The organism is Moritella sp. (genome assembly GCF_013215705.1).
GTDB lineage: Bacteria > Pseudomonadota > Gammaproteobacteria > Enterobacterales > Moritellaceae > Moritella.
Genome location: NZ_JABSQR010000021.1, coordinates 22,560 through 36,375 on the forward strand (window position 1 = coordinate 22,560; position 13,816 = coordinate 36,375).

Annotated in this window: 15 protein-coding genes; 10 read left to right on the forward strand and 5 right to left on the reverse strand. The window is 45.1% G+C overall.

The window, feature by feature from the left end; genetic code table 11:
• Window positions 1-51: 51 nt before the first annotated feature.
• The 8 genes from HRT96_RS14385 to HRT96_RS14420 all read left to right on the forward strand — a co-directional run bounded on the left by HRT96_RS14385 (window position 52) and on the right by HRT96_RS14420 (window position 8,133).
• Complete coding sequence (locus HRT96_RS14385) at window positions 52-414, forward strand: NADH-quinone oxidoreductase subunit A (protein WP_293158029.1); 363 nt, start codon at window positions 52-54, stop codon at window positions 412-414.
• The gene (locus HRT96_RS14390) at window positions 402-950 is read left to right on the forward strand and encodes an NADH-quinone oxidoreductase subunit B family protein (protein WP_293158032.1); all 549 of its coding nucleotides are present in this window, start codon (window positions 402-404) and stop codon (window positions 948-950) included. Before HRT96_RS14385 ends, HRT96_RS14390 begins: the two co-directional genes overlap by 13 nt.
• Window positions 947-1,489 (forward strand): NADH-quinone oxidoreductase subunit C, encoded by a 543-nt coding sequence (locus HRT96_RS14395; protein ID WP_293158035.1) that lies wholly within the window; start codon window positions 947-949, stop codon window positions 1,487-1,489. The genes HRT96_RS14390 and HRT96_RS14395 overlap by 4 nt, the downstream gene beginning before the upstream one ends.
• A complete protein-coding gene (gene nuoD, locus HRT96_RS14400; protein WP_067042803.1) occupies window positions 1,486-2,703 on the forward strand; it encodes an NADH dehydrogenase (quinone) subunit D in 1,218 nt (405 codons plus the stop codon). The genes HRT96_RS14395 and nuoD overlap by 4 nt, the downstream gene beginning before the upstream one ends.
• Window positions 2,700-3,341 carry an NAD(P)H-dependent oxidoreductase subunit E gene (locus tag HRT96_RS14405; RefSeq protein ID WP_293158039.1) on the forward strand — a complete coding sequence of 214 codons (642 nt, stop codon included), beginning with the start codon at window positions 2,700-2,702 and terminating at the stop codon, window positions 3,339-3,341. Before nuoD ends, HRT96_RS14405 begins: the two co-directional genes overlap by 4 nt.
• Window positions 3,338-4,615, forward strand: coding sequence for an NADH-quinone oxidoreductase subunit NuoF (gene nuoF, locus HRT96_RS14410; protein WP_293158042.1), 1,278 nt, complete (start codon window positions 3,338-3,340; stop codon window positions 4,613-4,615). Before HRT96_RS14405 ends, nuoF begins: the two co-directional genes overlap by 4 nt.
• A gap of 2 nt (window positions 4,616-4,617) precedes the next feature.
• Window positions 4,618-7,053, forward strand: coding sequence for an NADH-quinone oxidoreductase subunit NuoG (gene nuoG, locus HRT96_RS14415; RefSeq protein ID WP_293158187.1), 2,436 nt, complete (start codon window positions 4,618-4,620; stop codon window positions 7,051-7,053).
• Window positions 7,054-7,365: 312 nt separating this feature from the next.
• Window positions 7,366-8,133, forward strand: coding sequence for an IclR family transcriptional regulator (locus HRT96_RS14420; protein WP_293158045.1), 768 nt, complete (start codon window positions 7,366-7,368; stop codon window positions 8,131-8,133).
• Between the two features lie 12 nt (window positions 8,134-8,145).
• Here the strand turns inward: HRT96_RS14420 and HRT96_RS14425 are convergent, their stop codons facing one another.
• Complete coding sequence (locus HRT96_RS14425) at window positions 8,146-8,841, reverse strand: MOSC domain-containing protein (RefSeq protein WP_293158048.1); 696 nt, start codon at window positions 8,839-8,841, stop codon at window positions 8,146-8,148.
• A gap of 88 nt (window positions 8,842-8,929) precedes the next feature.
• Window positions 8,930-9,169: a hypothetical protein gene (locus HRT96_RS14430; protein WP_293158051.1), complete on the reverse strand. Its 240-nt coding sequence runs from the start codon at window positions 9,167-9,169 to the stop codon at window positions 8,930-8,932.
• Between the two features lie 400 nt (window positions 9,170-9,569).
• On the opposite strand from HRT96_RS14430, the gene HRT96_RS14435 reads away from it, so the two are divergent.
• Entirely contained in the window at window positions 9,570-10,631 is a 1,062-nt protein-coding gene (locus tag HRT96_RS14435) for a phosphotransferase (RefSeq protein ID WP_293158054.1), read from the forward strand.
• Between the two features lie 5 nt (window positions 10,632-10,636).
• Window positions 10,637-11,584 (forward strand): inositol monophosphatase family protein, encoded by a 948-nt coding sequence (locus tag HRT96_RS14440; protein ID WP_293158057.1) that lies wholly within the window; start codon window positions 10,637-10,639, stop codon window positions 11,582-11,584.
• Here HRT96_RS14440 and HRT96_RS14445 read toward each other — a convergent pair.
• The 3 genes from HRT96_RS14445 to HRT96_RS14455 all read right to left on the reverse strand — a co-directional run bounded on the left by HRT96_RS14445 (window position 11,560) and on the right by HRT96_RS14455 (window position 13,791).
• The gene (locus HRT96_RS14445; RefSeq protein ID WP_293158059.1) at window positions 11,560-12,222 is read right to left on the reverse strand and encodes a YoaK family protein; all 663 of its coding nucleotides are present in this window, start codon (window positions 12,220-12,222) and stop codon (window positions 11,560-11,562) included. The two genes, HRT96_RS14440 and HRT96_RS14445, sit on opposite strands and share 25 nt — an antisense overlap.
• Before the next feature lie 609 nt (window positions 12,223-12,831).
• Window positions 12,832-13,428 carry a hypothetical protein gene (locus tag HRT96_RS14450; RefSeq protein WP_293158061.1) on the reverse strand — a complete coding sequence of 199 codons (597 nt, stop codon included), beginning with the start codon at window positions 13,426-13,428 and terminating at the stop codon, window positions 12,832-12,834.
• Window positions 13,429-13,521: 93 nt separating this feature from the next.
• Window positions 13,522-13,791, reverse strand: coding sequence for a hypothetical protein (locus HRT96_RS14455; protein ID WP_293158064.1), 270 nt, complete (start codon window positions 13,789-13,791; stop codon window positions 13,522-13,524).
• Window positions 13,792-13,816 lie beyond the last annotated feature (25 nt).

The window sequence follows — 13,816 nt, forward strand, 5'->3', positions numbered from 1 at the left end:
CCAAAACAAGACTACAGTTAAAAAGAGCGTAGTTGTAGGAGAGTGGAGTAAATGCCTATTGATTTTTTACCGGTGTTTTTGATGGTTGCGGTGGTGATTATGCTGGCCGCATTTATCTTGACCGTCTCCCGCCTGCTCAGGCCAGACAATCCCTATCCAGAAAAGAACCGGCCCTATGAATGCGGTATCGACCATGTTGGGGAAGCGTCTGCTGGATTGTTTAAAGTACAGTATTTTGTGATCGCCATCCTGTTTGTGATATTTGACGTAGAAACCATGTTTCTGTTCCCTTGGGCGGTGGTGCTGGCAGACCTCGGCCTGTTTGGTTACATCGAAATGTTTATTTTTATCATGATGCTGTTGGTTGGATTTATCTACGCTTGGATAAAAGGAGCCTTAGAATGGGAAGTTTAACAGAACGATACAAAGACAATGTACTTTTTACCACCTCCGATAGCATTATCAACTGGAGCCGGAAGTCATCCCTGTGGCCGGAAACCTTTGGCATCGCTTGCTGTGCCATCGAAATGATCGCGGCTGGTTGTGCCCGATATGATCTTGACCGCTTTGGCGTGGTGTTCCGTTCCTCTCCCCGCCAGTCAGACGTGATGATCATCGCCGGTACAGTGACCAAAAAAATGGCACCGATTATCAGACGTCTTTATGATCAGATGCCAGAGCCAAGGTATGTGATTGCCATGGGTACCTGCGCCATCTCAGGCGGTGTTTATAATACTTATTCAGTGGTGCAAGGTTCAGACCTTTTTGTCCCGGTTGATGTTCATGTGGCCGGTTGTCCACCGCGTCCAGATGCACTGTTACATGCCATGGTGCTATTACAACAACAGATCACCAACAACCGTCAACCTAAGCAGGATCAAGCGCAAACTACCCCAGTCTCTATTTATAATACAAAAGAACAATCTGCCTTTGTGAAAGAAAATGTATGATCATGTCGGGGCAGTTTCCACTTAACCAGCTCATCGATAGTTTCAACGGCCGTATCAGCATCGATCCAAACGTCATCGATATGCCCTGTGTCGTGGTCAGCCCGAAAGACCTTGTTGAACTGTGTTTGTTGTTGCGCGATGACGACGCCTTTAAATTTAATTTTATGGCGGATATTGGCGGTATTGATTTTCACCCGAATACCCCGCGCTATCAGCTGGTCTATCACCTTTATTCAATTTCACTGGGCTGGCGATTGCGCATCAAATGCCCGCTAGATGATCCACCCAAAGCACCGACCATCACCCACCTGTGGACCACCGCCAACTGGCATGAACGGGAAGCCTATGACATGTTTGGCATCGTCTTCGAAGGCCACCCTGACTTGCGCCGGATCTATATGTGGCAAGAGTTTGAAGGCTGGCCGATGCGCAAGGATTTTCCGCTGCGGGGTTACAAAGATAAATATAATCCGTTTGGCGAAGAGAAACCGGGCGCAACGCCCCCCATCACCAAGAACCCCGTCGGAGATATTCTATGACCAGTGTCAATATCATCCACGAAAGCCAACAGGAACATGGCTTAAGCCGCGAAGTGTTGATGAATCTAGGGCCACAGCACCCCAGTACCCATGGGGTATTACGGCTGCTGTTACAGATGGATGGCGAGATCGTGAAACGCATCGAGCCACATATCGGTCTGCTACACAGAGGCACCGAAAAGCTGTGTGAAAGTTTCACTTATACCCAGATCTTTCCGCTCACCGATCGCTTGGATTATCTCTGTCAGCCGTCCAATAACCTGGGCTATGCGCTGGCGGTAGAGTCATTACTGGGGATCAAGGCACCAGAACGCGCGCAATATATCCGGGTATTAATGGCAGAACTGTCCCGGATCTCTGGGCATTTACTGATCACAGGCGCGCTGCCAATGGACGTAGGTGCGATAACAACCTTGCTGTACACCATGCGTGACCGAGAAATGATCATGGACCTGATGGAGATGATCAGCGGCGCGCGTATGCACACCTCCTTCTGCCGAGTTGGCGGGGTAAGAGAAGATCTGCCTGACGGCTGTGTCGAACGTATTATTGAATTTTGTGACATCTTCGAAAACAGCATTTCTGATTATGAAAATCTGGTGGGCAACAACCGGGTATTTCTGGCCCGGGTAGAAAATGTCGGCAACATCACCGGGGAAGATGCAATCGCCCTCGGCCTTAGTGGACCCTGTCTCAGGGCTTCCGGTATCGACTGGGATATCCGCCGCGATGCCCCTTACGAGATTTACGACAGACTCGATTTTAACGTTATCGTACGCACCGATGGCGACTGTTATGACCGTTGGAAATGCCGAGTCGACGAAATGCACGAAAGCCTAAAGATGATCCGCCAATGTGTCGCGCAAATGCAGCCGGGCCTATTTTTAATCGATGATCCTAAGATCGCCTTTCCAGTCAATAAAGACCTGTTGGCTCATTCGATGGAAGCCCATATTCATCATTTCAAACTGGCGGCCGAAGGTTTCAAGGTGCCCAAAGGCGAGGTTTATACCGCCATCGAAGCGCCTAAAGGTGAGCTTGGCTTTTACATCATCAGCGATGGCACTGAAAAACCGTTTCGAGTCAAGATCAGAGCGCCCTCGTTTGTCAACCTACAGGCGCTGACCGACCGCACCACCAATTTGAAGTATCTGGCCGATGTGATCGCCATGATCGGTTCACTAGATCCAGTGATGAAGGAGGTGGATAAATGACGGCAGAATATTCCAGACAAGCTATCATCGCCGATCTCACTGCGCCCATCGCTGACATAGTAAAACGCTATCCGACCCAGCGCAGCGCGATCATGCCGGCGCTGTATCTGGCTCAGGAGAAATATGGTTTCGTCGACGAAACTGCCTATCTGGCAATCTCAGAGATCTTAGCCGTACCTGAGATCTGGGTATTTGAACTGGCCAGTTTCTACACCTTGTATAAGAATAAAAACATCGGCAAATATCACCTCCAGATCTGCACCAATGTGCCCTGCATGTTGCGCGGCGCCTATGATCTGCTGGACCACCTGCAAACCCGACTCGGGATTAACAAAGGTGATACCAGCACAGATGGTCTTTTTACCCTGACCACAGTTGAGTGTATCGGTTCCTGCGATCTCGCGCCCGCCATGATGGTCAATGAAACTTATCATACTAACCTGTCAAAAGAGCGGGTAGACAAGCTTCTAGACCAGTTATCACGGTCAGGTATAACGTCGTCAGTAGAAGAAAGTAAGTCGTCAGTAAAAAAAAGTAAGCCGTCTGTGGAAGAAAATAACGCCTCAACGGAAAAGGGGCCTGCAACGGGAACTGAGCCTTCAGCAAGAAATGAGCCTTCAGCAGGAAATGAGCCATGAGCGAACTTGTGTTACTAAAATACATCAACCATCCAGACTCTACCAATATTGAGTTTTATGAAAAGACTGGCGGATATCAGGCTCTCAAAAAAATCCTGACGACTTATTCTCCAGATAAGGTGATCGACACAGTTAAAGCCTCCAATCTACGCGGTCGCGGCGGTGCGGGCTTTCCTACTGGTTTGAAATGGAGTTTTGTGCCCAAAGACGATGGCAAAATCCATTACCTGTGTTGTAACGCCGATGAAGGTGAACCCGGCACCTTCAAAGACCGACTGCTTATGGAGCGGGACCCACATAGGGTGATTGAAGGCATGATCATTGCCGCTTACGCTATCCGAGCTAAGGTGGCTTATATTTATATTCGCGGTGAATATGGGTTATCGATAAAAATGATCACACAGGCGATCAACGCAGCTTACGCTAGGGGCTACCTTGGCCAGCATATATTTAACACCGATTTCTGTCTCGATATCTATGTGCACAAAGGTGCCGGTGCTTATATCTGCGGTGAAGAAACTGCGCTGCTGGAATCAATCGAAGGCCGACGTGGTCAACCGAAATTAAAACCCCCTTTCCCTGCGGTATCTGGCCTTTATGATTGCCCGACCGTGATCAATAATGTGGAAACGTTTGTCTGTGTCACGCATATATTGGCCAGAGGTGTTGACTGGTTTACCTCCATCGGCCCTGATGATGCACCCGGTCCACGCCTGTTTGGTCTGAGCGGACAATTGCAGAACCCCGGAATTGTTGAGCTGCCGATGGGACTTCCGCTGAGTGAGTTGGTGTATGATTATGGCGGCGGACCTTTGACTGGGAAATTCAAAGCGGTGATCCCTGGCGGGTTATCTGCGCCAATGATCCCTTTAGCAGGGTTAGATGTAAAAATGAATTTTGCCGATCTGGCCACCGCCGACAGCATGATGGGATCTGCCGCGGTGATCGCGCTGGATGACACAGTATCTATTCCCGCAGTCGGCAGGCGAATAGCCGAATTCTTTTCCCATGAAAGTTGCGGTAAATGTGCACCTTGCCGAGAAGGTCTCCCCTGGGCCAGCAAGATCCTTAACCGTATCGAGCGTGGCCAAGGCCGACCCGGTGATGTAGAACAGTTGCAGGTAATATGCGGCGGTGTATTTAACAATAGCTTCTGCGCACTGGGTGTCGGCGCGGCCTGGGCGATCAGAGCCACCCTGAAACATTTCCCTCATGAGTATGACGCCCTGATCACCCAACAAAAAATCCCAATACGCGACAGGACAAACTCATGATCATGTTCACAATCAATGGTCAGGAGATGGAAGTCGAAGCAGGCACCACTATCCTTAACGCCGCCCGCGCCAGGGCGATTGAGATCCCGACCTTTTGCTATCAAGACCGACTGTCAATCTTAGCCAGCTGCCGCATGTGTCTCATCGAAATCGAAGGCAGACCAAAACTAGAGCCCGCTTGTGCCACCGTGGTGTCGGAAGGCATGGCGGTACTCACCCATTCGGAAAAAGTGGTTTCCAGCCGCGAAGACATGCTGGAGATTTTGCTGGCCAATCATCCGCTAGACTGCCCTGTCTGTGACAAAAGTGGTGAATGTGAACTGCAGGATACGGTGTTTGAATATGGCAAAGGCGATTCAAGGCTTGCTGATCCGAAACGCGTATTCAGAATCGACGATATTGAGCTCAATAATGTGATCACCTTTAATGCCAACCGCTGTATCCAGTGTCAGCGTTGTGTCCGGGTTTGTGAAGAAGTAGTCGGTGATGTGGCACTCGGCACCATGGAGCGCGGATTAGATTCCGAAATTACCGGGGTTGGTAACAGCCTGAAAGATTGCAGTCATTGCGGTAACTGTATCGAAGTCTGCCCAGTAGGCGCGCTAATGAGTACTCCCTATCGTTATAAAGCGCGGCCTTGGGATCTTGAAAAATTTGAAACCACCTGTGGCATGTGTGGTACAGGCTGCAGCATGACTATCGAAACCCGTGAAGGTAAACTGGCACGGGTCAAAAGCCAATATGAAACGGGTATTAATGGCGAACTGCTGTGTGCTAAAGGCCGATTTGGGTTTGATTTTATCGACGGTGGGCAACGTATCACCCAACCTATGCTGCGTAAAAATGATGTTATGACGGCGGTGAGTTGGACTGAAGCGTTAGATTTCATTATCAGCCAAACCTTGGATATCCTCGGGAACAAGGGGCATATCAAAGGCCTGATCTCACCACGACAGACCAATGAAACTGCCTTTATGTTTCAGAAGCTGATGCGGGAGGTTTTTCAGTCGTCTGACATCCATGCCAGTTGTCGATTCTCTGGCCTGAACCTGCAACCGGAAACCAATGACATTTTAAGCAAGCTGCTCACCCAGACCTATAGCCGCCAACCACTTGCTGAGATCCTGAAAAGCGACTGTGTGTTTTTATTAGGCGGTAACATCTGTGATGAAAACCCTGTCTCGAGTTACCTCGTCCGACAGTATAAGCGGGACAATCATTATCACTTATTGTTGGCGAGCTCTAGACCCTGTGCTTTGGATGATATTGCCACTGAAAAATTGCGTTTACTGCCTGGTAATGAAGCGAGGTTATTGGCGGCTCTTATTTCAGAAATAGAGCTACCAGATGACAAAGACATGGCCGATTTTGTTAGCGCGGGTAAAGTTATTCTGGAACAGGCTAATTCAATCACCCTGTTAATCGGCACCGAATTTATGCGGGGGAAGCAGACCAAAGACTGTTTATTATGGATAGAAAAAACCGCACAGCGTCTGCAACAACAAGGCAAGCAAGTGTTTGTACAATTCTTGTTTGACCGGCCCAATCAACTTGGTCTGTGGCACATGGGCTGCCTACCAGACTTGCATAACGATCAGTCCGGCTTACAAAAGTATGACCCAGAAAGTGTGCCAGATATGTTTTATGTGGTCGGTGCAGATCCACTCGCAAACTGCACAGCAGGTGATCCATTGGAACAAGCGGCCTTAAAAACCCCCTGCCTCATTGTCCAAACTGCCTTTATGACTGCCAGCGCACAGCAGGCGATGGTTATTTTACCTGCGCCTTCATACGGCGAAGAAAATGGCACTTATACCAACAATGAAGCCAGGGTGCAAAAGGTCAGAGCAATTAGGCCACCAGCCCAAGATATCTTACCAAGCACAGCTGTTTTTGCGCACATCGCCAGCGCTCTGGGGATAGATATAGGCCCGAGCACCGTGAAACAGATATTCAGTCAAATCAAACAGGAAATAGACGGTTATCAAGCGCTTAAAGAGGACTTTATTTTTGGTCCCGAGATCAATGACTATGGTTTGACCACAGTGCCTCCAGCAATGAATTCTTCACTTAAAAACCCAGTAATTAAGCCACCTGCGGTTGATAGCTGTCCTTCAGCAGGTTATACCTTACTCACTGGCGACAGCCTGTTTCGCTCTGGCAAACTCACCGCTCAATCAAAAAACCTGTCCGGTCTCGGCCATGACGCTTATGTAGAAATGAACCCCGGCGCAGATTATGATGAACAGCAGGATTATCAGATAACCATCACTCGCGGTAATGCCACGATCACTGCACCGTTAAAAATAAACCGTGCTTTCCCTGACAAGCTGCTGTTTATACCAGAAGAACAGTTATGCTCCCCAGCGAATAAAATCATCACCGCGGCGGAGTATCCTTGTATCGTCGAGATTAAGATCAAGGTTTCGAGTGATTAGTCTGATGCATCGTTAGGTACAAACCCCAAGACTTTCGGTGTTTTTAAGCTGTTAGTGCCTCAATGGTTAAATAGCCCAAATAATTATGCCAGTGCGATCGTATGATCTAATTGTGATTTTGGTCTTAGCGATATCGTTTGTGTCATCAAGTGATAACGTTGATTAGCTGAAAAATATCTATTTAGCATAGACGACGAGATAAAACGTTCTGACTATGAATTTATCACCCGCGCCTGTATCATAACCAAGCTACTGAAACTCTAGCTATAATGTTACGTCAGCAAGACCATACTAAACCAGTAATAGGACACTATGGAAAAGAAAAACCAAGGCATACAATCTGTAGAACAAGCTTTTGAGATCATCGACTTTTTCTCTAACAAAAATCACCCAATCTCGTTAGGTGATGCCGCTGTAGAAATGGATATCTCTAAAAGTAAACTCCATAAATATCTCGCTAGCTTTCTGCGTATTGGGGTCATCATTCAAGATGCTAATGGTAACTACTGCCACGGGTCAAAACTGATCGAACTTGGCGCGAAAATCCTTGGTCATACTGATATTCTCCACTTCTGTGAACCTGAATTACAACGATTAAGACTAGAAACGCAAGAAGCCACAGCACTCGCCGTTTGGACCACACAGGGGCCGATGATTGTTCGTTTTCTCGAAAGCCCATACCCTGTCGCGATAAGCTTTAGAGTTGGCTTTCACGCACCACTAACTGGCAGTTCTGTCGGGATGTGTTTTGCGGCGTTTTCACCGGAAGAAGCTTACCAACACCTTTTAAAAACAGAAACGAAAGGTCAAGCACAGTTGGGCGAAGAATTTAAACAAGACCTAATATCGATAAAAGATGAAGGTTATGCGATCCGAAATAAAGTAAACCCAAGCATTCCGGGTGCCAAAGCGATATCAGCACCTGTTTTTGACGCGACAGGCAATATAGTTGCGTGTATTCTAATTATCGGTTTCAAACAGCAAGACGCCATTCAAGAAAAAGATATAAAAGCCATACGTGATACGAGCAAACGACTCTCTCGACACTTAGGTTACACGATGACAAAAGCGGTTAGATAAGACCATAAGCAGTTAATTTTGAACCATTGGTCCGAATAGCCGGAAGCTCCAATCTTCTACAACGTCGTTTGCGAGGCGACGTTCGACAAGCCTTTGCCATGAATCGACCAATGGTAAATCCAGAAGTTGTATGAGCGCTTGTTTGTCTAAACATCCCGTAAAAATTAAACTCATTATTCTTGCGACAGACCAGTCTGGGTAAGGTCGTTCACAAAGTAAAATCTCATCACCAACGCCGATTTCACCTTCTTCCAGCACCCGAAAATACCAACCTGTCCGTAGGGTATCTTGTAGTTTTAGCGACATATTGTGTTGATCAAATCTTTCGTTTAATTTCCAACAAGGCATACGTCCTTGTGACACTTCCAATAGTGTCGTTCCGATGCGGATCTTATCTTCGATACAAATGGTATGTTCATTCAGCCCCAAGGAACTAATGTTTTCGCCAAAAGCCCCGACCTCTTGAAACATTACATTATCACCTAGATCTTTCTGCCACTCGACATAGTGTTCACTCGGATAGATATGTAGCGCTTTTTCAATGCCGCCGTGTACACTCAAGTCCCCGACTTCATCGTTGACAAATCCGAGCCTCTCAACAACCAGACGTTCATTCATCACTTTTTTATCTATCGCACTTGTTGATCCTCTCGCATAAGAGACAGCTTTACCTACAAGTACTGCACCAACCGTTCCTATCTTTTTCATATTCAAGCCACCTCTTTGTTCTGCTGTCACGTTACTTCGTCTCTATTCTGTATTGCTTCACCATTTGCTGTTTTGGCCGACGATAATTCTAACTATTCGTCGATCGATAAATGGGTTGTAAAGCGAGTACTTCGATGCCTGTTGGCGTACTTTTTAGATAACGCACTTCATCATCTGAAAATAGCACCTCTCTCTCAAACCCTTCAGCTGTTGGGAATCGGTCCAACACTAATGCTAGTATTTCTTCCCTTGTTCTGTGATCGTTATTTTCGATTACGACTTCGCAAAGCGGTTTTTCTTCCTTTGTTATTTTTACCTTATATCTCATTACTATTCCTCACTCTTGTTGCTTCAACTCTGTCTAAATGACTTCTGACAGCTCAATTCATTAAATAGGACATACAATTTAATAATGTTACATGACGACTATACCAACCTTACTTTTGTTTATCTATAGTGAATCCAATTTAACATAAGGAAATACCATTGAAGTCGATCTATACCATGAATAGCGGTGTCTCTTGTCAATTACGATTAAAGTAAACCTTAGGAGCAAACTGATACATGTAACCAAACTCATCCCAAGTTTTCCTTAACATTACAATGCAAAAAAAAGCGTTGAATAAATATAGGGTTGAGCCTTACATACTGTAATTAGTGTAAGGAAATATACCCATTTACCACACTATTTTGTACACTATCAGCATATTTTCATTCATGAGCCAGCTATGAGTATACCGACAGACGTTTTACAGGCGGTCGCCAACGCGATGATGGCGACGCGCGTTGTCAGTGCCCAGCTAATCCAACCATTATGGGGAGGATACGGTGAGCTTTTTCGTGCCACGTTGAGCGGTAGTCAACATACCTCGGTGATAGTCAAACACATCAAGTTACCGCAACCAAAAGTGCATCCACGCGGTTGGAACACACCCATCTCTCATCAGCGAAAATTAAAATCATATCAAGTAGAGCTACACTGGTATCAGCACTACGCCAACAATTGTCTAGCGCAATGCCCTGTGCCTAAGTGTCTGTATGTTAACGAGCAGAATGATGAGATATTACTGATCATGGAAGATTTGGCCACGTTGGGATTTGAGCAAACGTTCACCAGTTTTGAGCCTAAGCCTGCTTCCCACGAATCAGCTGTAGACAATCCACATATCAGTCATCAACACGTCAGCCAACAACAGATAGAGGCCTGTTTATCTTGGCTGGCTTATTTCCATGCCCAGCATCTCGCGATTGAACCGGAAGGTTTATGGGATTGTGGCAGTTACTGGCACCTAGCCACCCGTCCCGATGAACTAGCCGCGTTAACCGACATCGCATTGCAGCAAGCTGCCGAACAAATAGATAACACATTGCAACAATGCCAATTTCAAACCCTGGTCCACGGCGATGCTAAGTTGGCTAATTTCTGTTTCACAACCACAGGCTCTCGGGTTGCTGGCGTTGATTTCCAATATGTCGGTAAAGGCTGCGGCATGAAAGACGTGATCTTATTGCTGAGCAGTTGTGTACCCTATCAACACTGTGAACAAGATGTACCTTCGTTGCTGGATTATTACTTTGGACAATTAAAACAGGCTCTCGTCGAGCATCAACCACACATAAACGCGCAAGCAGTGGAAGATGAATGGCGACCGCTTTATTGTGTTGCTTGGGCTGATTTTCAACGTTTTATGAAAGGCTGGAGTCCGACTCACTGGAAGATAAATAGTTATACCGAAGCACTGACACAACAAGCGTTAGCACAATTAAATTCAGCTGAACAAGGTCACTAAACACAATGAAACTCACGGTTTTTCAGCTAGAGCAGCTATTACAACTTGCGACAGATGCAGCATTAAAAGCAGGAACATTCATCAATAGCGTTGATAGAAGTTCACTGCTAGTACACAGCAAACAGGCTGGTTCGAGTTTAAGTGCGCAGGTAGTAACGCAAGTGGATTTGGATAGCCAAGCAATTATATTGGAGATACTGCAGCCTACTATCCAGCAATATGATATTGCCCTGTTGACCGAAGAAAATGCCAGCGAAGAAGATGTAGCAACCCACGCCCGTTTTAATAAAGACTATTTCTGGTGTATCGATCCACTCGATGGCACCCTGCCCTTCATTGAAGGTGGTAGTGGCTTTGCCGTGTCTATCGCTTTAGTCGATATTGCAGGTAATCCGATCATTGGCGTGGTACATAACCCAAGCACAGGTGATACCTACCAGGCCATTAATGCACAACCACAGACATCAAAAGTATTGAAGAATGGATCGCCTTGGCAGCCTGAACGGCTTGAGGAGTACAGCCATTCATTAAGTTTGTATATCGACCGCAGTTTCCAGCAAGACCCACGTTATCCGGCTGTCCTTGAGCAATTAACGGTTTTTTCTAAGCAACAAGGTTTAGTACTGCAAGTGATTAAAACTAATGGTGCAGTGATGAATGCAATTGGCGTACTTGAAAATGCCCCCGCTTGTTACTTAAAATTACCCAAAGCACAACTAGGAGGCGGTAGCTTATGGGATTTCAGTGCTACAGCAGCAATTACCCAAGCATTGTCAGCTCAGTATTTAGCGTCATCTTCGCCAATGCTCTGCGCAGTAAGTGACTCTCAAGGCGCAGCTTTAGATCTTAATCGCAGCGACTCTAATTACATGAATCATAAAGGGGTGCTGTATACCATAGGGAGCATCAAGGAAATGTTAACGCCTCATCAACTGCTGACTTTTGCATTGTAAATTGAATAAGAAAAAGCCAACAACAAACAGATACCAGCGGGGATATATAGGGCATAAAAATTTAACACACTGAAAAAACACGCACCTAATGTGCCGCCCGAAATAAACCCTATGATAATTATCATAAACAATGATGCCTTTCTTTTATCAAATTGTTCACCTCTCAATCTCGCCCCTAACATAATACCCAAATCAGTAAATATACCGGTTAAATGCGTTGTTCGGATAACCGCACCGCTGTAAGTAGTGACGAGTGCGTTCTGTAAGCCACAAGCCGCTGAAACCAAATAATTACCTTGCACTGAGCCCTCGACTAAGAAATAAATAGAACCCAAAATAAACATGGCTTCTAAAGCAAGCAGGCCACTGTAGTTTCGACCCAACTTTAATGCGCCACTACGCAGGAAATAACCCGATATAACAGAACCCATTACGAAGCTAAGGATAACTAAAGCCAAATGCAGCACATCAGAAAAATTTGAGTTTATAATTCCAGTGCCAAGCAGTGTCGCGGTACCAGATAAGTGTGAGACGGCTTGGTGCTTGAAGCCTAATAATCCAATAGAATTGATAAGCCCTGCAACCAGAGCAAGAACAAACGAACCATATTCTACCCAGCGGGGTAATTTTGAAATCACGACAATCCTTTAGCTTGTTAAATGGAATGCCGTATAACGTGAATTCCATTGTCATTTTATTACGATGCACAGTAGCAAATTTATTATTAATTACAAATCGAGAATCAAATATAGTGACTCTAAATCAAATAAAATACAGTAAACATACTAAAGCCTATTGTACCTGTATATAAAATTAGCTGAACGATTGGTGTACTCTAAAATGCCCCAGCTTGTTATGTTAAATGACCTAAACCACAACTCGGTGGCGGTAGCTTATGAGATTTCAGTGCTACGGCAGCAATAATTCAAGCACTGTCAGTTCAGTATTTAGCGTCATCTGTGGAAGAATGCTGTGGAGATAGTGATTATCAGGGCGCGCCTTTAGATCTTAATCGTGTAGATTCTAATTACATGAATCATAAAGGGGTGCTGTATACCAGTGGGTTGCAGCATCAGATTTTATCTGATATCAAGATTATTATTCATGTCCCCGTTAAACTGATAAACCCAAGGTTATTAAATATTTAATGAACACTCCTTGTTGAATACTTTTGACTCTTTCAAGTTCTAGCATCCAGAACTTGTCTCTTTACTTTAAAACAGCAACCTTAGTACGACTTGATATGACTAATCACCAAAGAAACGTTTATCTGAACCATATTTGGTCTTTAGAAGATAATTCACATCTCTATGCAGTCGGAACTTTCTAATTTCTCCAGTAGTTAATACAATTTCAAATTTCATCCGCGTCGACAAAATCAAAAAATACAACCGTAAACCAGAGATTTCGTTATTGGTTATAAAATGCTTAAACATTAAATCCAAATCTAATTCTGCCTCTAAATCTGCCGTTGGACCTAAAGTCTTTTTGTTATCAGAAGTTTTATATTTAATTGCTTTATCACTTGCATAGCATGACGCAGATTCGTTTCCGACCAAATAATCAATGCAACGCATTACTTTCATAAATCCATGTATTTGAAGTCTTGGCGTGTCATCAATAATCAAAAGCGGAAGTCTAATACTTCTAATAGTTATAGGCCTCTCGCTCTTGTTAACGACATTAAATAAAGCTACTGGACGGCCATCTATTTCTCGTAAGGATGATTTAGCTATTATTATAATCCTCTTTGAATGCCAAAGGTAAGTAAACCCTAAAATTGCAATGAAGACTCCAAGAATACTGATATATGGAGAAAGAGAAGAAAATTCATCTACTAACATGTTCATAATCTCAAATTATAATCCTGCCAACAGCGGCAAGCATTTTTCAGTCAAAGAGGCATACGCCTAATTTTTCGCGCCTTATGGCAGTAATTACGCTAGACGCCATGGTCCAGACTCTGACACTCGCTCAACTTTACCCTCAGAGGCTAACTCTTGAACGATTGCAGATACCCAATACTGCTGATTTGATGAGGTTGTTTTAGGGTAATGCCCCCAATCAAAACCACACGCCCTAAAAATGGTAGCAAGCTTCATGCCTTCACTATTTGGCTGACACATTGAGTTCGACAGCATAAATTCTAAAATTAGTTCTTTAGATAACGCTCGGATTTTATTTCCACGATCTTCAAATGAATTCATAATACTCCCTGTTTAGTTTGTAGTA